Below are 18,556 nucleotides of genomic sequence, written 5' to 3' on the forward strand. Positions count from 1 at the left end.
GGCAGCCCGATGACATCCGTGCGGCACTCTGCCGTCAAGCAGGCGGCACTGCCGTCGCGCGGTGCGGCAACCTGCCGTTCTGCCGGACCGATTTGCACTTGACCCCGGAACCCTCCCGCCTTATAGCCGCGCGCCATGATCAACGCCGCGACCATCCTGTTCGCCCGTCGCCGCCGCCGCATCTCAGCGGTTTGGGCGGTCGATCGCGTTTGAGATCATCGTCTTTGCCGCTGGATCCGATCCGCGGCATTCTCTCTCCTGTCAGCGCGATCTGATCCGGCGGCCCCCGAGGAGGCCCAGCAGGAGACCACGATGTACACGCCACCCTTTTTCAAGCAGGACCGCGCCGCGAGCCTGAAATTCGCCGAAGAGCGCGGCTTCGGCACCATGTGTGCCTTCGACGGCCACAAGCCGGTCGCGTCCCCGCTGCCGTTCTACCTGACCTACGCCGCTGACGGCACGCCGCAGGCCGCCTTTCATGTCGCCCGTCACAATCCGCTGCTAAAGCTGGCGGGCGGCGATGCGTCCTGGCTGCTCGCGGTCAATGGCCCCGATGCCTATGTATCGCCCGACTGGTACGTCTCGCCGGACCAAGTTCCGACCTGGCTCTACCAGTCCGTGCATCTCAGCGGCCCGGTGCGGCTCTTGTCGGACGATGAGCTGGCGGTGCAGATCGACACGCTCAGCGACAAGTTCGAGAACTGGCTCTTGCCGAAAAAGCCGTGGACATCGGCCAAGATGACGGCAGGCCGGCTGGAAGCGATGAAGAAGGGGATCGTGGGACTTGTGATGACGGTCGAGGAGATCGAAGGCAGCTTCAAGCTGAACCAGCACAAGTCGGATGCGGACTATGCAGCGATCGCGAACGCGCTTGGCGGCGGTGATGCCGACGCCAAGCAGATCTCACAATTGATGCGGCAGGCAAGGCCGCAGGTTTTCGCAGACGACACGAACATGCTCGAAGGGAGCGCATCATGAGCCTCGCTGACACCACCAAAGCCCCGACCACCAGCGCGGCCAAGAAGCCCGCGACCGTCTTCGTCGACGGCGGCTCCGGCACGACCGGGCTCGGCATCAACGAGCGGCTGAAGCTGCAGAACGACGTCGTCGTGAAGACGATCGCCGATGACAAGCGCAAGGATCCCGCGGCCAAGAAGGCGGTGATGGAGGAGGTGGATCTCGTCATCCTCTGCCTGCCCGACGATGCCGCCAAGGAAACCGTGGCGCTGGTCGACAGCATGGGCGCTGGGGGGCCGAAGGTGCTGGACGCCTCCACCGCCTACCGGGTCGCACCCGACTGGGCCTACGGCTTTCCCGAGCTGACGGCCGACCAGGCCGGCAAGATCAAGGCCGCGAAGAAGGTCTCCAATCCCGGATGCTATCCGACCGGCGCGATCGCGCTGCTGCGGCCGATCGTCGATGCCGGCCTGTTGCCGCCTGACCATCCCGTCACCGTCAACGCGGTGAGCGGCTATTCAGGTGGCGGCAAGTCGATGATCGCGAGCTTCGAAGACGGCAGCGCGCCGTCCTTCGAGCTCTACGGCCTCGGCTTCGAGCACAAGCATCTGCCGGAGATGCAGCTCTATTCGAACCTGACGCGGCGGCCGATCTTCATTCCCTCGGTCGGCAACTACCGGCAGGGCATGCTGGTCTCGGTGCCGCTCCAGCTCGACACGCTGCCGGGCAAGCCCGGCGGAGCCGATCTCCAATCCGCGCTCGCAAAGCGCTACGCCGGCTCGAAATACGTCAAGGTGATGTCGCTCCAGAACGAGGCGGCCAAGGCCGGCCGGCTTGAGCCGGAGGCGCTGAACGAGACCAACATGCTCGAGCTCTACGTCTTCGCCAGCGACAAATATCACCAGGCCCTGCTGGTCGCGCGCCTCGACAATCTCGGCAAGGGCGCCTCGGGTGCGGCCGTGCAGAACATGCGGCTGATGCTGGGCCTGCCGGAGGAGTAGGGCAGGTTTGTGCCCCGGACGCAGCGCAGCACTTCTTCAGTGATGCGCTGCAGAGCCGGGGCCCAAGGCTGCTGCATCGTATGCGGCTTTCTGGGTCCCGGCTCGCGCTTTGCGCGTCCGGGACACGAAATCAAAACACCCTGAAGATCGCCAGCGCCAGCACGGCCTGGGCGAGGAAGCCGACGGTGAAGGCGAGGGTGCGGAACACCGGGATGCCGATCGCGTAGACGATCAGGTGCGCGACGCGGGACCAGAAATAGACGGCGCAGGCGAGCACGGTCCATTTCGTGGAATAGTCGATCGCATTCAGGATCAGCACCAGCGGCGCGAAGATCACGAGATTCTCGACCGCATTGTCGTGCGCGAACATCAAGCGGTTGGCCCACTCCGCCTGCGGCTTGTCGCCACGCGAGGGGTTGGCCATGGCGCCGGTGAGGCCGCGAACCTGGCAGCGGTTGATGATGTAGGGAATCCAGAGGATTCCGGTCAGGATCACCGTCAGTGTCAGCCAGAACAATTCGCGCGTCATAGTCCGGTCCCCTCTGTCGTCGCAGCTGCGTTGAGAGCGAGTCTATACAAGAGCGCACGAGAGTGCGCTATGCGCGAACCCTGACATAGCTGCCCGGCGCGTCCTCGATCGGCGGAAAGGCGTCGCTGCCGACGGCGCGCGCGGGAACCTCTTCAGGGTCGAGCTCGCTCAGCCATTGGCGCCAGTCCGGCCACCACGAGCCCTTGTGCTCCACGGCGCCCTTCATCCACTGCGCGACGTTGGCGTCCTTGATGTTGTCGTTGGTCCAGTACTGATACTTGTTGGAGGCCGGCGGATTGACGACGCCGGCGATGTGGCCCGAACCCGACAGCACGTATTTCACCGGACCGCCGAAGAATTGCGAGCCGTACAGCACCGATTCCGCCGGCGCGATGTGGTCCTCGCGGGTGGCGAGATTGTAGACGGGCACCTTCACCTGGGAGAGATCGAGCAGCGTGTTGTCCAGCACCATCGTGCCCGTGGACAGCCGGTTCTCCAGATAGCAGTTGCGCAGGTAATAGGAATGGTTCGCGTGGGTCATCCGCGTCGCATCGGAATTCCAGTGCAACAGGTCGAAGGCGCTCGGCTGCTGGCCCTTCAGATAGTTGCTGACGACATAGGACCAGATCAGATCGTTGGAGCGCAGCATGTTGAAGGCCATCGCCATCTTCGAGCCTTCGAGCACGCCGGCCGTCTTCATGTCCTGCTCAAGCGCTGCGATCTGGTCCTCGTCGACGAACACCAGGAGATCGCCGGCATGGGTGAAGTCGACCTGCGCCGCGAAGAACGTCGCAGACGCCACGCGCTGGCGGCGCTTCTCGGCGAGCCACGCCAGCGTGGTCGCGAGCATCGTGCCGCCGACGCAATAGCCAGCGGTGTGCACCTTCATCTCGCCGGTGATCTTCTCGATCACGTCCATCGCCGTGAGCGGGCCCTGCTTCATGTAGTCTTCCCAGCTCTTGTTGCCGAGCCGCTTGTCGGGATTGACCCATGAGATCACGAACACGGTGATGCCCTGGTCGACGCACCACTTGATGTAGGATTTCTCCGGCTTGAGATCGAGAATGTAGAACTTGTTGATCCAGGGCGGCAGGATCAGGAGCGGGGTGCGCAGCACCGTCTCCGTGGTCGGCGAATACTGGATCAGCTGCATCATCTCGTTCTGATAGATCACCTTGCCCGGTGTCGTCGCCATGTTGACGCCGACGACGAGATTATCCGGATTGGACTGGCGGATCTTCAGCATGCCTTTGCCGGCCGCGATGTCCTCGGCCAGCATTGTCAGGCCGCGCGCGAGGTTCTCGCCGCTGGACGCCATCGTCTCGCGCAGCACCTCTGGATTGGTCAGCACGAAGTTCGACGGCGAGAGCGCATTGGTGACCTGCTGCACGTAGAACTCGGCCTTGCGGCGCGTGTGCGGATCGAGGCCTTCGGCGTCGCGCACCAGCTCCTGCGCCCATTTGGTCGTGAGCAAATAGAGCTGCATCACGAAATCGAAGAACTGGTTCGACTTCCATTCCGGATCGGCAAAGCGCTTGTCGCGCGGCGAGGGCGCGATCGCGGGCTCCACGTCCTGGCCGGCCATGCGGCGCACCGCCGAGCCCCAGAGGTCGAGATAGTCCTTGGCGAGCTTGGTCTGCAGATCGGAGGAGCGGGACGTGTCCGACAGCCAGTATTCGGCGACCGAGGTGAAGGTCTTGACGACCTCGGCAAGCTCGGCCGGCGGGCGATCCTGCACCTCGCCGCTCTCGCGCGGCTTGAGGTAGGCGGCTAGCGCCTTGCCTCCGCTCTCCATCGCCCGCGCGACATTCATCGCGAAGGCTTCGGCATCGAACTTCGTCTCGAACTTGCTGCCGGATTTGGGCGTGTCGGTTGTGACAGTACTCATGCGCAGAACAGTAACGATTCATTCCGTATTCGTCACCGCGAAGCTCGCATGTTTGGCGTTAAACACTCTCGAAGATGTGTTGCAGTGCGACAAAAATTCCTGGTTCCGTCACAATCGGGCCGCACCGCTCGGCTTGGTGGTGCCGGGCTATTTTGTCGCTCACGCCATTTGGGCAGCAATGGTTTGAGCTCGAGCGCGGTCTTGGGTAAGGTTGCCCGGGGCCGTGCTTTGGGACGAGTAGGGGATTTCCCAAGTGTTGGCGTTATGGGACCTGCAAAAGGCGCTGCCGATCCGCGGCGCGCTGTTGATCACGGCGCTTGTTCTGGGCGGCTGCTCGAGCCAGCTTGCAGACATGATGCCTGCGGATGCGCAGGCGCATCCCAGGGAGCCGGGCAGCTACCTGCCCGTGCATGATCTGCCGCCGGATCGCGATCAGGCGGTTATCCCGCCGGACCAGCGGGCCAAGATCGAGGCCGAGCTCGCCGCTGCGCGCGATCGCCAGGCCGTCGCCGCCAAGGACGCCAAATGAGCGTAAGGCGAGTGAGCGTAGGTCGAGAGAGCGCGAGTACGTGTGACGGTGCAAGGTAATCGCTGGCGCCCCCGTCTTGCCGTGCTAAAAGACCTCAGTTCAGCCGAGCGTCAGGGCGAACGACTTCAGTCCTTGCCGTTGAATGTTGCTCTAAGCATTTGATTTTGAGTAATTTTCACGACGGGACGGGTGCCTTTACCGACGGCCGTCGTGGCCTGTCGATTCTGTCCTGACCGGTTGCCCGGAGCCCAGAGAGCCATGGAAGATTTTTACCGCATCCGCCGCCTGCCGCCTTACGTGTTCGAACAGGTCAACCGGGCCAAGGCGGCCGCGCGGAATGCCGGCGCCGACATCATCGACCTCGGCATGGGCAATCCGGACCTGCCGGCCCCGCCGCATGTGCTCGACAAGCTGAAGGAGACACTCGGCAAGCCGCGCACCGATCGCTACTCGGCCTCCCGGGGCATCCCGGGGCTGCGCAGGGCCCAGGCCGCCTATTATGCCCGTCGCTTCGGTGTGAAGCTGAACCCCGACACCGAGGTCGTGGCGACGCTCGGCTCCAAGGAGGGCTTTGCCAATGTGGCGCAGGCCATCACTGCGCCGGGCGATGTCATTCTCTGTCCGAACCCGAGCTATCCGATTCACGCCTTTGGCTTCCTGATGGCGGGCGGCGTGATCCGCTCCGTGCCCTCCGAGCCGACGCCGCAATTCTTCGAGGCGGCGGAGCGGGCGATTGTTCATTCGATCCCCAAGCCGCTGGCGCTCGTCGTCTGCTATCCCTCGAACCCGACCGCCTATGTCGCGAGCCTCGACTTCTACAAGGACCTGGTCGCGTTCGCGAAGAAGCACGAGATCCTGATCCTGTCCGATCTCGCCTATGCCGAGGTCTATTTCGACGAGAGCAACCCGCCGCCCTCGGTGCTCCAGGTGCCGGGCGCGATGGACGTCGCCGTCGAGTTCACCTCGATGTCGAAGACCTATTCGATGGCGGGCTGGCGCATGGGCTTCGCGGTCGGCAATGAGCGTGTGATCGCGGCCCTCGCCCGCGTCAAATCCTATCTCGACTACGGTGCCTTCACTCCGGTCCAGGTCGCCGCGACCGCGGCGCTGAACGGCCCGGATGATTGCATCAAGGAGATGCGCGACACCTACCGCAAGCGCCGCGACGCGCTGGTGGAATCGTTCGGTCGTGCCGGCTGGGAGATCCCGCCGCCGGAAGCCTCGATGTTCGCCTGGGTGCCGCTGCCGGAGGCCTTCCGCAGCGTCGGCAGCATGCAGTTTGCGACCCTGATGGTGGAGAAGTCCGGCGTCGCGGTCTCGCCGGGCGTCGGCTTTGGCGAGCATGGTGAAGGATATGTCCGGATCGCCATGGTGGAAAACGAGCAACGGATCAGGCAGGCCGCGCGCGGCGTGCGCCGCTTCCTTGAAAGCGGCATCGAAACGTTGCACAACGTCGTTCCGCTCGCCAATCGGCGCTAATTCTCTTCGACGGGTTTTCGAAAAGCATCATGGTCGCACCCCTGAAAGTGGGCATAGCGGGGCTCGGCACCGTGGGTGCCGAAGTCGTCCGTTTGATCGAAACGCAGGCGCGCGTGCTCGCGGGCCGCAGCGGCCGGGGCATCCGCGTCGTCGCCGTCACGGCACGCTCGAAGGCGAAGAAGCGCGGCGTCGACCTACGCGGCGTCGACTGGGCGAAGGATCCCATCTCGCTTGCCACCCATCCAGAGGTCGATTGCTTCGTCGAGCTGATGGGCGGCGCCGGTGATCCCGCGCTGTCGGCGGTGGAGGCCGCGCTGGGCGCCGGCAAGTCGGTCGTCACCGCCAACAAGGCGCTGCTCGCCAAGCACGGCCTCAAGCTCGCCAAGGCAGCTGAGAAGAACGGCGGCGCGCTGAATTTCGAGGCAGCTGTCGGGGCCGCGATCCCCGTCATCAAGACGTTGCGCGAGGGTCTTGCCGGAACCGGCATCAATCGCGTTTACGGCATCCTCAACGGCACCTGCAATTACATTCTGACCCGGATGGAGCAGGAGGGGCTGTCCTTCGCCGAATGCCTGAAGGATGCGCAGCGGCTCGGCTATGCCGAGGCCAATCCGTCCTTCGACGTCGACGGCCACGACACCGCGCAGAAACTCGCCATTCTCGCCAGCCTCGCTTTCGGCACGAAAGTTGCTCAAAGCGCGGTGTATGTGGAAGGCATCTCATCCATCGCCCCGGAAGATCTGCGCGCCGCCGACGATCTCGGTTACAGGCTCAAGTTGCTCGGCGTTGCGGTTCGCACCGCCAAGGGCATCGAGCAGCGCGTGCACCCGACCATGGTGCCGAAATCCTCCTCGATCGCGCAGGTGATGGGTGTCACCAATGCGGTCACGATCGACGGCGAGGGGATTCCGCCGATCACGCTGGTCGGCCCCGGTGCGGGAGGAGCGGCGACCGCATCCGCGGTGGTCGCTGATATCGCAGACGTCGCGCGCGGCATCCGTGCCAATCCGTTCGGCCGGCCGATCTCGCAACTGCGCGACACCCAGAAGGCGCCGATGGAGCGGCATGAGGGCGGATACTATATTCGCCTGCTCGCGCGCGACTTCCCCGGCACGGCAGCCGCGATCGCAACGCGGCTCGCCGAGCAGAAGATTTCTATCGAGTCGATCGTACAGCGTCATCCCAATGGCGGTGCTGCGCCTGACAATGGTAAGGCGGTCCCGGTGCCCGTCATCCTGATCACCTACGCCACTCACGAAGACGCCGTGCGCCGTGCGCTCGCGGCCGTGCAGAAGGACAAGGTGATCAGCGGACGGCCGCAGGTGATCCGGATCGAGAAGAACTAGAGCATGACCGCGGAAAAGTGTTGAGCGGTTTTCCGGAAAGGTCATGCTCAAGCCATAAGGCGGTCGTTCGTTCGAACGAACCATGGGCGTTGTGAGTTGATGCGGACGGAGATTTCCGTCCCAAACGTTTCGAAGGAGTAAGCCCCGATGTCGACCCATATTGAAGTCCCCCCGCACGCCTTGCTCGAGCGCATTCTGACGCTGGAGATCGTGCGGGTGACGGAGCGGGCGGCGGTGTCGTCGGCGCGGCTGCGCGGTCACGGCAACGAGAAGGCCGCTGACCAGGCCGCCGTGGACGCCATGCGGCGCGAGCTCAACAAGCTGCCGATCCAGGGCACCATCGTGATCGGCGAGGGCGAGCGCGACGAAGCACCGATGCTCTATATCGGCGAGCAGGTCGGCCTCAAGGCCGGCCCCGAGGTCGACATCGCGGTCGACCCGCTCGAGGGCACCACGCTGTGCGCCAAGAACATGCCGGGCTCGATCGCCACGATGGCGATGGCCGACGGCGGCACGCTGCTGCACGCGCCTGACGTCTACATGCAAAAGCTCGCGATCGGCCCCGGCTACGACAAGGGCGTGGTCGATCTCGATGCCTCGCCGGCCGATAATGTCCGCCGCCTCGCCAAGGCCAAGGGCGTCAAGCCGGAGGGCATCACTGTGCTGGTGCTCGACCGTCCGCGCCACGCCAGCATCATCGAGAGCGTGCGCTCGACCGGCGCCGCCGTGCGCCTGATCACCGACGGCGACGTCGCGGGCGTCATCCACTGCGCCGACCCCGACAACACCGGCGTCGACATGTATCTCGGCACCGGCGGTGCACCCGAAGGCGTGCTCGCCGCCGTGGCGCTGCGATGCATCGGCGGCCAGATGCAGTGCCGCCTCATCCTCGATTCAGCCGAGAAGGTCGAGCGTGCCGCCAAGATGGGCGTCAACGACCCCAAGATGATCTACGGGATCGAGGACATGGCGCGCGGCGACTGCCTGTTTGCCGCTACCGGCGTCACCACCGGCTCGCTGCTGTCGGGCGTCAAGTTCCGCAAGGACGGCGTGATCGAGACCGAGACGGTCGTGATGCGTTCGGTGACCGGTACGGTGCGCTACATCAAGGCGGAGCACCGCGAGCTGGCCAAGTTCCATCTGGACTGAGGTCGTGATCATCCGCGCGATCGACTGCTTCGGTCGGTCGCGCGCCGCGGACTTGATGCATCGTCCGTCTGTTATGGGCTGTGGAGCGGTGCAGGCAAGAACATGGACATGTCGCACAACGTCAGGCCGAGCCTGATGGCCAGCTGAAGCTGGCGGACTTCATCGGCCCAAGGCTGGAGAATGGCCTCCGCGGGTGGGATATCTCCATTCGTGAGTGCACGGCGCGCGTTCGTCTCGGCCTCGGCATAGTCGTCGGTTGCGATCATGCCGGACAAGGCCCGCGAGAGGCCTTTATCAAAGCTCTCGAGTCGGACCTCCGATTGATAGTGATCGGGCCTGAGCCTGATTTGGTTTTCGGCTTGGCCCGGATCGAAAAGCCCGACCTTGCTCAGCATGACCAGCAACGGATGATCCCGGGCGATGGCTACGGGAATGATTGGAAAGGTCTTGGTTCTCCCGGATCGATCATCAAGCGATGAGAACGAGATGACCGGCCCGATCTTGAAACGGGAGTTGCGGTGAAGCACCGCGACGCGGTGATCAATTTCGGAGTCGGCCTCGAACACCGCGCCGCTCTTGGGTCCGTCGTCCAGGCCGCGGGCGATAAAGTAGGATGAAAGCTGGGCAACCCGGCCGGTGGCGGTCCGTTGATCGAGCCCATCCACTTCGAACTCGATCTCTCGCCCCGCAAACGCAGACAACCCGATCGTGAGCGCCCCTATGGTCTTGCCCGAAAGGTAGGGAACGATCTCCATCCACAAGGCGAACGGTTGATCTGGATATGAGGCGAACGCGCTGCGCGACTGATCTATCCACATCTCGGGCGAGCGGGCAACGTTTCCCTGCCAGACCACAGCGACGACGCCGGGCATTGCCGCGACCACAGCACCCACAATGGCCGTGGCAAGTTGCGCATTCTCGACAAATCCCAGCGGCTTCCGTTCAGTTTTGCTTTCGGCAGAGCCCATCGGCGCGACGATCAGGTGCGCACGATGGCGGCCGGCGGCGCGAAACGCCTCCGGCCACAGCCAAGAGGCCCGTTCCCACAGTTGCTGATCGAAAGGTATCGGCGCCGACATCAGCAGGATCGTCATGAGCTGATCGCCTGCGTGGATGAACATCGCGCTGTCAGCGCTGTCGCTTCGCGCGAGGGTGCTGCGGCTCCAACGCAAGTCGCGATGACGAGCGCGCAATGCCCGGATCAACGCGTCTTCGTCCGGGAGGCGGGCATCCTCGAGCAAAATGTATGCGACAGGAATGGTTGTCATGGCAGATGCGTGCGCACCCTGACTGGTTGAGGCGGTGACATTGCTCGTCGCGGACGAACTAGAGATATTGTTGCATGGAAAGGATCATGCTTTAAAGCCCTCGATCTCAACCGGAGCCAACCGGGCGCAGGAAAATCCGCGGAGCGAAACATGACACCAACATCCGATCTCTCCGCCTTGAAAGCCCTGGTTTTCGACGTGTTCGGCACGGTCGTGGACTGGCGCACGAGTCTCATCACCGACTTCATGTGGTGGAGCAAGCAGCGCGGCATCACCGCTGATTGGACCGCGCTCGTCGACGGCTGGCGCGGGATGTACATGGCCTCGATGGACGACGTGCGCGAACATCCCGAGCGCGGCTATGTCATGCTCGACGACCTGCATCGCCGCTCGCTGGAAAAGCTGGTCGATCAATTCGCGATCAAGGGCCTCACCGAGGCCGATCTCGATTATCTCACCAAGGGCTGGCACCGCCTGCATCCCTGGCCCGACAGCGTCGCCGGCCTCACGCGGCTGAAATCGAAATTCGTGATCTCGCCGCTCTCGAACGGCAACGTCGCGCTGCTCACCAACATGGCCAAGTTCGCCGGCCTGCCGTGGGACCTGATCATGTCGGCCGAGCTGTTCGAGCACTACAAGCCCGATCCGGAGACCTATCTCGGCGCCGCGCGCCTGCTCTGCCTGAGGCCGCAAGAGGTGATGATGGTCGCGGCTCACAATGGCGATCTTGCCGCCGCGCAGAAGAACGGGCTCAAGACCGCGTTCGTGGCGCGACCGACCGAGTACGGGCCGCTTCAGAAGATCGATTTCGAAGCGACCGGCAATTGGGACATCGTCGCGAAGGATTTTGGTGGTATCGCCGACAAGCTCGGCTGCTAGGCCGCACTTCGCGAGGGATGGAAGCGATGAGCAAGCCGGTGCCCGAGCGCTATCGACATCTGCGAAGCTTCGCGTTCGGCGACAGCCCTGCGCTTGCGGACGAACTGGTTGAGCTCGTCATCAGGGGCATCAAGACCGCGACGTGCAGCACCGAAGACGAGCCGAACATCTCCACGCCCGGTGAACGCTGGGTCGTGCTCGACGGGGGGGCAGAGCCGCGCTGCGTCATCGAAACCACAGGGGTGACGTATCGGCGCTTCAATGAGGTCGACGCCGCCTTCGCGTATGACGAGGGAGAAGGCGACCGCAGCCTGGCCCATTGGCGATGCGCCCATCAATCCTATTTCGGCAGGCTTGGGCGATATAGCGAGGACATGATGCTGATGTGCGAGCGTTTTCGCCTGATCGAGGTTTTCAGCGATGGACCTGGTGAGGGGTCATAGGTTCAGCTCAATTGTCCGGCAGGCAGAACGTCTTAATCGCAAAGTCGATCCGCCGGTCCAATGCGCGGCGATTGAGCTTGAAGCCGGTATCGGTCAGCAGCCTGAAATGATCGTGGCCGAACACCATGCCGAACAGCATTTCGGCGACGAGGCGGAGCGGCACGCCTTCGAAACGCGGCTCCAGGCGAACCTTCTCGAGCAAGCCGACGATATGCTCGGTGCCGCTCTCCATGATGACCTCGGCAAACATGCGCCCCAGCGCCGGCGAGGCCTGGCGTTCACCGATGATCAACCGTTGCAGCGCGATCTCACCCGGCGACAGCGCCACGTCTGCAGCCTCCCGAAGCATGTTGCGAAGCCGGGTCACCGGTGATCCGTCCGAAGGCGTGTCCGTGAACTGGTCTTTGGGCAGGCTGCCCAGCAGCATGGCACGGAACAGATCGGTCTTGCTCTCGAACAATTTGTAGAGCGTCTTCTTCGACATGCCGGCGGCGCCGGCGATGTCGTCCATGGTCGTCGCGGCGAAGCCTTTGCTGGTGAAGGTGTCCTTCGCCGCCGCCAGCAATTGCGTCATGCGCGCGTCCGGGGCGGGAAGCTCGATGGCAGGCCTGGAGCGCTCGGAAGGCGGGGCGATGCGCCTTTGACTGCCGGATTCTTTCGCCATGGGAACTTCCGCCTGGAGCTGCTTCACGACTGCTTGAACGCATTTTCGCCCGCAGCCTAGCACTTGACTTCGGAGAAGGAAACCACCAAGTTTCCGGATGGAAACCGAAGAGTTTCCAAATGTTTCCGCGCGCCCCCTTTCGAGGGCCCGCCATTCACCCATGGATCGTCATCATGCGTCCTCCGTTCGCCCCGGCCGTTCCGTTGATTGCCCTGCTGCTTGCAGCTTGCGGGGACCAGAGCCAGCAGGCCGGACCGCCACAGATGGTGCCGGAGGTCGGCGTCGTGACCCTGAAGCCGCAGGAGACGAAGGTTTCGACGATCCTGCCGGGCCGGGTCGTCGCCTACCAGACCTCGGAGGTGCGGCCGCAGGTCACCGGCATCCTGCTCAAGCGCGACTTCGTGGAAGGTGCCGAGGTCAAGGAAGGCGATCTGCTCTATGAGATCGATCCGGTGCAATACAACGCGGCGCTGGCAAGCGCAGAGGCCGCGGTGCAGCGGTCCGAGGCGACGCTGGTCAGCGTGCGCCTGAAGGCCGCGCGCAAGACCCAGCTGCTCCAGACCAACGCCGCTAGCCAGCAGGACGTCGACGATGCGGTCGCCGCCTACAAGCAGGGCGAGGCCGATTTGAAGGCGGCCCAGGCCAACCGCGACACGGCTGCGATCTCGCTGGATCGCACCAAGGTCACCGCATCGATCTCGGGCCGGATCGGCAAGTCGACCATCACGCCCGGCGCGCTCGTCACGGCGAGCCAGGCCACCGCGATGACGACGATCCAGCAGCTCGATCCTGTTTATGTCGATCTCGACCAGTCGACCTCCGAGATGGAGCGCCTGCGCAATCAGATCGCGAGCGGAAAGCTCAAACGCCCGGCCGAGGGCGTGCAGGTCGAACTGCTGATGGAAAGCGGCAAGGCCTACGGCCACAAGGGCAAGTACGGTTTCACCGATGCCAGCGTCAACGAGAGCACCGGCTCGGTCTCCTCGCGCGCGGTCTTCGCCAATCCCGAGCGCGCGCTGCTGCCCGGGATGTATGTGCGTGCACGCGTCGTCGCCGGCGTCGATCCCAACGCGATCCTGGTGCCGCAGCGCGCGGTCTCGCGCAATCCGCTGGGGCAGGCGGTGGCGATGTTCGTCGACAAGGACGGCAAGGCGGAGCAGCGGACGCTGGATCTGGGCGAGGACATCGACGGCAACTGGCTGGTGCGATCGGGCGCCAAGGCCGGCGATCGCCTCGTCGTCGATGGCACGCAGAAGGCGCGTCCCGGCGCGGCCGTCAAGACCGTCGAAGTCGCGGTCGATCCGGCAACCGGCCTCACGACGAACCCGACGCGTCAGGCCGATGCGCGGCCCGCGGCCGCCACCACGGAGCAGTAGGCGTCATGTCGCATTTCTTCATCAAGCGGCCGATCTTCGCCTGGGTCATCGCCACCCTGATCATGCTGGGCGGCGTGTTGGCGATCATGCGCCTGCCGATCGCGCAATATCCGCAGATCGCGCCGACCGTGGTCACGATCACCGCGACCTATCCCGGCGCCAACGCCGAGACCGCGGAAAACTCGGTGACCAAGGTCATCGAGCAGAACATGACCGGTCTCGACTATCTCCAGTACATGTCGTCGTCGAGCACCTCGACCGGCCAGGTGCAGATCTCGCTGACCTTCACCAACGAGGCCGATGCCGACATTGCCCAGGTGCAGGTGCAGAACAAGCTCCAGCTCGCAACCCCCTTGCTGCCGCAGGTCGTGCAGCAGCAGGGCATCAAGGTGGTGAAGTCTTCGGCGAGCTTCCTGATGGTGCTCGGCTTCGTCTCCGAGGATGGCCGGCTCGCCGCCAGCGACATCGCCGATTACGTGGCGTCCTCGATCAACGATCCCATCAGCCGCGTCGCCGGCGTCGGCCAGGTCACGTTGTTCGGCGCCGAATTCGCCATGCGCATCTGGCTCGATCCCGACAAGCTCGCCAAGTACAATCTGATGCCCGGCGACGTGATCGCGGCGGTCCAGACCCAGAACACGCAGGTCACGGCCGGTCAGCTCGGCGGTCTTGCGTCGATCCGCGGTCAGCAGCTCAATGCCACCATCACCTCCCAGAGCCGTCTCCAGACCGCCGAGCAGTTCAAGGACATCATCCTGCGCACGGCGTCGTCCGGCCAGGTGGTCCGCATCGGCGACGTCGCACGCGTCGAACTCGGCTCGAAGTCCTACGATTCGGCGGCGCGCTACAACGGCAAGCCTGCCGCCGGCATGGGCATCAGCCTCGCAACCGGCGCCAACGCGGTCGCGACCTCGGATGCGGTGAAGGCGCGCGTTGCCCAGCTCGGTGCCAGCATGCCGGAGGGGCTTCGCGTCGTCTACCCCTACGACACCACGCCCTTCGTCAAGCTATCGATCGAGAAGGTGGTGCACACGCTGTTCGAGGCGATCGTGCTCGTCTTCGTGGTGATGTTCGTGTTCCTGCAGAGCTGGCGCGCCACCATCATTCCGACCATCGCCGTGCCCGTGGTGCTGCTCGGCACGTTCGGCGTGCTCTCGCTGGCGGGCTATTCCATCAACACGCTGACGATGTTCGCGATGGTGCTGGCGATCGGCCTGTTGGTCGACGACGCCATCGTAGTGGTCGAGAACGTCGAGCGCGTGATGGCCGAGGAGAAGCTGTCCCCACGCGAGGCGACCGAGAAGTCCATGCGCGAGATCACCGGCGCGCTGGTCGGGATCGGCGTCGTGCTCTCGGCCGTGTTCATCCCCATGGCGTTCTTCAACGGCTCGGTCGGCATCATCTACCGCCAGTTCGCCCTGACCATCGTCACGGCGATGCTGCTGTCCGTGCTGGTGGCGCTGGTGCTGACGCCGGCGCTGTGCGTCACGATCCTGAAGCCGCCGCAACACTACGGCGCGCGGCGCGGCTTCTTCGGCCTGTTCAACCGCGGCTTCGACCGCATGGCCGATGGTTATCAGCGCACCGCCGGCGGCGCGATCAGGCGCGTCGGGGGAATGATGATCGCCTTCGTGGCGATCGTCGCCGGCATGGTCGTCCTGTTCCAGCGGCTGCCGAGCTCGTTCCTGCCCGAGGAGGACCAGGGCACGATCATGACCCTGATCCAGCTTCCAGTCGGCGCCACCTCGGCGCGCACGCTCGACGTCATCAAGCAGGTCGAGCATCAGTACCTGGACAACGAGAAGGACGCGGTTGAAGGCGTGTTCGCAGTCAACGGCTTCAGCTTCGCAGGGCAGGGGCAGAACGTCGGCCTCGCCTTCGTCAGCCTGAAACCGTTCGACGAGCGCAAGCATGGGGGAACGTCCGCGCAGGCCGTGGCCGGCCGCGCCATGGGTGCGTTCACGAAGATCCGCGACGCCATGGTGTTCCCGGTGCTGCCTCCGTCGATTCCCGGATTCGGCAATGCCGGCGGCTTCGATCTTTATCTCCAGGACACCGGCGGCAACGGTCACGAGGCGCTGATCAAGGCGCGCAACCAGCTGCTCGGCCAGCTCGCAGCCGACAGGCGCGTGGCGCAGGCGCGACCGAACGGCCAGGACGATACGCCGCAATTCAATCTCGACGTCGACCAGGCCAAGGCCACGGCGCTCGGCGTCAACCTCAGCGATCTCAACACCACGCTGTCGGCGGCCTGGGGCGGCGCCTATGTCAACGACTTCATCGACCGCGGCCGCGTCAAGCAGGTCTATGTGCAGAGCGATGCGCCGTTCCGGATGGACACCAGCGACATCGGCCGCTGGTACGTCCGCAACACCACGGGCTCGATGGTGCCGTTCTCGGCGCTCGCCACCAATCGCTGGAGCTTCGGCTCGCCGCGTCTGGAGCGCTACAACGGCGTTGCCGCCGTCGAGCTTCAGGGCCAGGCGGCGCCGGGCATCAGCTCGGGCGTCGCCATGCAGGCGGTGGAGGAGCAGATGGCGAGGCTGCCGAAGGGTTACGGCCACGAATGGACCGGATTGTCGTTCCAGGAGCGGCTCACCGGCAGCCAGACGCTGTACCTCTATTCGATCTCGCTGCTGATCGTCTTCCTCAGCCTCGCGGCGCTCTACGAGAGCTGGTCGGTTCCGTTCGCGGTGATGCTGACGGTGCCGATCGGCGTGCTCGGTGCGCTGCTCGCTGCGACGCTGTTCGGCCAGGCCAACGACGTCTATTTCCAGGTCGGCCTGCTCACCACGATCGGCCTCTCCGCCAAGAACGCGATCCTGATCGTCGAGTTCGCGCTGGAGCAGATCGCATCGGGCCGCAGCCTCGTCGAGGCCACGCTGCACGCGGCGCGGCAGCGCCTGCGTCCGATCCTGATGACGTCGCTTGCCTTCATTCTCGGCGTGCTGCCGCTGGCGGTCGCGACCGGCGCGGGCTCTGCCAGCCAGAATGCCGTCGGCATCGGCGTTGCCGGCGGCATGATCGCGGCGACCGTCCTCGGCGTCTTATTCGTCCCCGCGCTGTTCGTGCTGGTCCGGCGGATCTTCCCCGGCGTCCGTCCCGACGCGGCCGGCTCGAAGCCATTCGCGGTTGCGGAGCCTGCGGAATGACGGCCATCAACCAGGTCCGGGCAGCGCGTGGCGCCCGGACCTGGTTTCGAAACTACAACGTCATCTGCATCGGTTCAGGATAGTAGCGGAAGCCTTCGCCCGTCTTGGCGATGTGGCCGTAGCCCGGCCAGGCGAAGTGATAGGACATCACTGGGGTCTTGTTCGCCGCGAGCATGGTCAGGAGCTTGACGCGCGACTCGGCCGCCTGCTTCGGATCGGTGTCGTAGGAGAACTCCATCCGTGGCCGCTCCAGCAGCAGCACCGAATGGTGCGAGAGGTCGCCGAGGAAGGCGAAGGATTTGCCCGCCGACGAGACCGTGAAGATGGTGTGACCGACGGTGTGGCCGGGCGCGGCGATCGCCTGCACGCCCGGCAGGAACTCCTGGCCGTCCTTGAAGAACACGATGCGGTCGCGGACCGGCAGCAGGTTCTTGCGGGCGTGCACGACGAAGTCCTTCGCGGCGCTGCCGAGCTTGCCTTCGTCGGTCCAGAAGTCGAAATCGGTCTGGGAGATGTAGACCTGTGCGTTCGGAAACAGCGGCTTGCCGCCTTCGTCCACGATGCCGCCGATATGGTCGATATGGGCATGCGAGCAGACCACGGCGTCGATCTGCTCCGGCTTGATGCCGGCCTCCGTCATGCTCTTCTGTTGCCGCCCGGTGCTGGCGCCGAACATCTTCGAGCTGCCCATGCCGGTATCGAACAGGATGAGCTTGTCGCCGGTGTTCACGATCGGAGAATTCTGTTCGAGCACGACGTTGTCCGGCGACAGGAAATTGTCCGCCAGCATTTTCTTGACCTCTTCCTTGGGAACGCCGGTGAACGTTCCGGAGGGATCGCCAAGCGGCAGCGGTCCGTCGGAGACGACGGTTACCTCGGCATCGCCGAGAATGAAGCGGTGCCAATAGGGCGTCTGCGTGCCGAGCTTGGGAGCCCGAGCCATTGCGCTGCTGCCGAGCATGGCGCTGGCACCAAGGCCCGCCCCGAGTGCGAGCAGGGACCGACGAGAGACATCGATTGTCATGCGTTTCCTCGCTTTTGTCTTTTATCTTGCGCTGGTTCGCGCATCGCGGCCGGCCGTCGGCCATGTGGCCGGAGGTCGGCAGATTCCATGCTGCGCTGGTTACGACTAGCTAGCAAGTAGAATTGGTTCGCAGATGTGCGACCGCGGAATTGCGCTTTACGCAATTCTCAGCGTGAGGTCATTGCCTTCCGTCTCGGCAAAGCCTGCCTGCAAGACCTCTTCGCGCTTATGGCGCAGATGTGCGCGCAGGATGTGGGAGAGGCCGGCGCCGTCGCGGCGCTGGAGCGCATTGAGGATTGCTTCGTGCTCCCTGACGGCGAGCGCCCAGCGCTGCGTCGTCATCGGCGTGACATAACGCGCGCGCCGGATGCGCGCAGTGACGGATGTGTACAACGCTGCGAGCACAGGGTTTCCGGCGGCGTTGACGATGGCTTCGTGAATGGCGCGGTTGCCGCGATAGTACTGAATCAGATCGCCGTCGTGATAATGCTGCACCATCTCCCCATGCGCGGCGGCGATCGCATCGATCTCGGCATCGGTGATGCGCTCGCAGGCGAGCTCGCCGGCCAGGGCCTCCAAGCCCTGGCAGACCTCGAACAGGTCACGCATGTCCTTGTCGGTCAGCTTCGCCGCGCGCGAGCCACGGTGCGGCAGCAGCTGCACGAGGCCTTCGGCAGCCAGCACCTTCAGCGCCTCGCGCAGCGGCGTGCGCGAGATCTCGAGCCGTTCGCACAGCTCGCGCTCGGGAATTCGCGCGCCCGGCGGGATCTCGCCGTCGAGCAGGATGGCGCGGATGCGCCCGACGACTTCTTCATGAAGCATGGGTCTGAACTCAATTTGCATTCAAAAATGCGCTCTGGACGGAAAAATTG

General features: G+C 64.4%; 16 protein-coding genes. 10 read left to right on the forward strand and 6 right to left on the reverse strand.

The features are described 5' to 3' along the window. Positions 1-312: 312 nt before the first annotated feature. Both LPJ38_RS23635 and argC read left to right on the forward strand, forming a co-directional pair. Complete coding sequence (locus LPJ38_RS23635) at positions 313-978, forward strand: FMN-binding negative transcriptional regulator (protein ID WP_145631095.1); 666 nt, start codon at positions 313-315, stop codon at positions 976-978. Then, positions 975-1,958 carry an N-acetyl-gamma-glutamyl-phosphate reductase gene (gene argC / locus LPJ38_RS23640; RefSeq protein WP_145631082.1) on the forward strand — a complete coding sequence of 328 codons (984 nt, stop codon included), beginning with the start codon at positions 975-977 and terminating at the stop codon, positions 1,956-1,958. The genes LPJ38_RS23635 and argC overlap by 4 nt, the downstream gene beginning before the upstream one ends. 130 nt (positions 1,959-2,088) lie before the next feature. Here argC and LPJ38_RS23645 read toward each other — a convergent pair whose 3' ends face one another. Continuing rightward, on the reverse strand, positions 2,089-2,487 hold the full coding sequence (locus LPJ38_RS23645) for an MAPEG family protein (protein WP_008558658.1): 399 nt from the start codon (positions 2,485-2,487) through the stop codon (positions 2,089-2,091). A gap of 67 nt (positions 2,488-2,554) precedes the next feature. Further along, positions 2,555-4,375 carry a PHA/PHB synthase family protein gene (locus LPJ38_RS23650; RefSeq protein WP_145631068.1) on the reverse strand — a complete coding sequence of 607 codons (1,821 nt, stop codon included), beginning with the start codon at positions 4,373-4,375 and terminating at the stop codon, positions 2,555-2,557. Between the two features lie 253 nt (positions 4,376-4,628). Between LPJ38_RS23650 and LPJ38_RS23655 the strand changes: the two genes are divergently transcribed. The 4 genes from LPJ38_RS23655 to glpX all read left to right on the forward strand — a co-directional run bounded on the left by LPJ38_RS23655 (position 4,629) and on the right by glpX (position 8,878). Next, on the forward strand, positions 4,629-4,904 hold the full coding sequence (locus LPJ38_RS23655; RefSeq protein WP_145631055.1) for a hypothetical protein: 276 nt from the start codon (positions 4,629-4,631) through the stop codon (positions 4,902-4,904). 258 nt (positions 4,905-5,162) lie between these two features. Next, on the forward strand, positions 5,163-6,383 hold the full coding sequence (locus LPJ38_RS23660; protein ID WP_145631032.1) for an LL-diaminopimelate aminotransferase: 1,221 nt from the start codon (positions 5,163-5,165) through the stop codon (positions 6,381-6,383). 29 nt (positions 6,384-6,412) lie between these two features. Continuing rightward, a complete protein-coding gene (locus LPJ38_RS23665) occupies positions 6,413-7,729 on the forward strand; it encodes a homoserine dehydrogenase (protein ID WP_145631025.1) in 1,317 nt (438 codons plus the stop codon). A 147-nt stretch (positions 7,730-7,876) separates the two neighbouring features. Further along, positions 7,877-8,878, forward strand: a complete 1,002-nt coding sequence (gene glpX, locus LPJ38_RS23670) for a class II fructose-bisphosphatase (RefSeq protein WP_145631018.1) — start codon at positions 7,877-7,879, stop codon at positions 8,876-8,878. Between the two features lie 71 nt (positions 8,879-8,949). Here the strand turns inward: glpX and LPJ38_RS23675 are convergent, their stop codons facing one another. Further along, entirely contained in the window at positions 8,950-10,146 is a 1,197-nt protein-coding gene (locus LPJ38_RS23675; protein WP_145631011.1) for a hypothetical protein, read from the reverse strand. A gap of 150 nt (positions 10,147-10,296) precedes the next feature. Between LPJ38_RS23675 and LPJ38_RS23680 the strand changes: the two genes are divergently transcribed. After that, positions 10,297-11,025: a haloacid dehalogenase type II gene (locus tag LPJ38_RS23680; RefSeq protein ID WP_145631003.1), complete on the forward strand. Its 729-nt coding sequence runs from the start codon at positions 10,297-10,299 to the stop codon at positions 11,023-11,025. 26 nt (positions 11,026-11,051) lie between these two features. Next, on the forward strand, positions 11,052-11,468 hold the full coding sequence (locus tag LPJ38_RS23685; RefSeq protein ID WP_145630996.1) for an ASCH domain-containing protein: 417 nt from the start codon (positions 11,052-11,054) through the stop codon (positions 11,466-11,468). 7 nt (positions 11,469-11,475) lie between these two features. Here LPJ38_RS23685 and LPJ38_RS23690 read toward each other — a convergent pair whose 3' ends face one another. Further along, a complete protein-coding gene (locus tag LPJ38_RS23690; RefSeq protein ID WP_231088384.1) occupies positions 11,476-12,132 on the reverse strand; it encodes a TetR/AcrR family transcriptional regulator in 657 nt (218 codons plus the stop codon). A 173-nt stretch (positions 12,133-12,305) separates the two neighbouring features. Between LPJ38_RS23690 and LPJ38_RS23695 the strand changes: the two genes are divergently transcribed. Beyond that, positions 12,306-13,508 (forward strand): efflux RND transporter periplasmic adaptor subunit, encoded by a 1,203-nt coding sequence (locus LPJ38_RS23695; RefSeq protein ID WP_145630989.1) that lies wholly within the window; start codon positions 12,306-12,308, stop codon positions 13,506-13,508. A 5-nt stretch (positions 13,509-13,513) separates the two neighbouring features. After that, on the forward strand, positions 13,514-16,660 hold the full coding sequence (locus LPJ38_RS23700) for an efflux RND transporter permease subunit (protein ID WP_145630983.1): 3,147 nt from the start codon (positions 13,514-13,516) through the stop codon (positions 16,658-16,660). 52 nt (positions 16,661-16,712) lie between these two features. Here the strand turns inward: LPJ38_RS23700 and LPJ38_RS23705 are convergent, their stop codons facing one another. After that, positions 16,713-17,684, reverse strand: coding sequence for an MBL fold metallo-hydrolase (locus LPJ38_RS23705; protein ID WP_145630975.1), 972 nt, complete (start codon positions 17,682-17,684; stop codon positions 16,713-16,715). Positions 17,685-17,840: 156 nt separating this feature from the next. After that, on the reverse strand, positions 17,841-18,506 hold the full coding sequence (locus LPJ38_RS23710; RefSeq protein ID WP_145630968.1) for a GntR family transcriptional regulator: 666 nt from the start codon (positions 18,504-18,506) through the stop codon (positions 17,841-17,843). Between the last annotated feature and the right edge of the window lie 50 nt (positions 18,507-18,556).

Origin of the sequence: Bradyrhizobium daqingense, from assembly GCF_021044685.1 — a bacterium.
GTDB lineage: Bacteria > Pseudomonadota > Alphaproteobacteria > Rhizobiales > Xanthobacteraceae > Bradyrhizobium > Bradyrhizobium daqingense.

Excerpts from the sequence above, each read along its gene's own strand:
- LPJ38_RS23635 (WP_145631095.1), top strand. The coding sequence starts at position 313 with ATGTACACGCCACCCTTTTTCAAGCAGGACCGCGCCGCGAGCCTGAAA.
- argC (WP_145631082.1), top strand. The coding sequence starts at position 975 with ATGAGCCTCGCTGACACCACCAAAGCCCCGACCACCAGCGCGGCCAAG.
- LPJ38_RS23645 (WP_008558658.1), bottom strand. The coding sequence starts at position 2,487 with ATGACGCGCGAATTGTTCTGGCTGACACTGACGGTGATCCTGACCGGA.
- LPJ38_RS23650 (WP_145631068.1), bottom strand. The coding sequence starts at position 4,375 with ATGAGTACTGTCACAACCGACACGCCCAAATCCGGCAGCAAGTTCGAG.
- LPJ38_RS23660 (WP_145631032.1), top strand. The coding sequence starts at position 5,163 with ATGGAAGATTTTTACCGCATCCGCCGCCTGCCGCCTTACGTGTTCGAA.
- LPJ38_RS23665 (WP_145631025.1), top strand. The coding sequence starts at position 6,413 with ATGGTCGCACCCCTGAAAGTGGGCATAGCGGGGCTCGGCACCGTGGGT.
- glpX (WP_145631018.1), top strand. The coding sequence starts at position 7,877 with ATGTCGACCCATATTGAAGTCCCCCCGCACGCCTTGCTCGAGCGCATT.
- LPJ38_RS23675 (WP_145631011.1), bottom strand. The coding sequence starts at position 10,146 with ATGACAACCATTCCTGTCGCATACATTTTGCTCGAGGATGCCCGCCTC.
- LPJ38_RS23680 (WP_145631003.1), top strand. The coding sequence starts at position 10,297 with ATGACACCAACATCCGATCTCTCCGCCTTGAAAGCCCTGGTTTTCGAC.
- LPJ38_RS23685 (WP_145630996.1), top strand. The coding sequence starts at position 11,052 with ATGAGCAAGCCGGTGCCCGAGCGCTATCGACATCTGCGAAGCTTCGCG.
- LPJ38_RS23690 (WP_231088384.1), bottom strand. The coding sequence starts at position 12,132 with ATGGCGAAAGAATCCGGCAGTCAAAGGCGCATCGCCCCGCCTTCCGAG.
- LPJ38_RS23695 (WP_145630989.1), top strand. The coding sequence starts at position 12,306 with ATGCGTCCTCCGTTCGCCCCGGCCGTTCCGTTGATTGCCCTGCTGCTT.
- LPJ38_RS23700 (WP_145630983.1), top strand. The coding sequence starts at position 13,514 with ATGTCGCATTTCTTCATCAAGCGGCCGATCTTCGCCTGGGTCATCGCC.
- LPJ38_RS23705 (WP_145630975.1), bottom strand. The coding sequence starts at position 17,684 with ATGACAATCGATGTCTCTCGTCGGTCCCTGCTCGCACTCGGGGCGGGC.
- LPJ38_RS23710 (WP_145630968.1), bottom strand. The coding sequence starts at position 18,506 with ATGCTTCATGAAGAAGTCGTCGGGCGCATCCGCGCCATCCTGCTCGAC.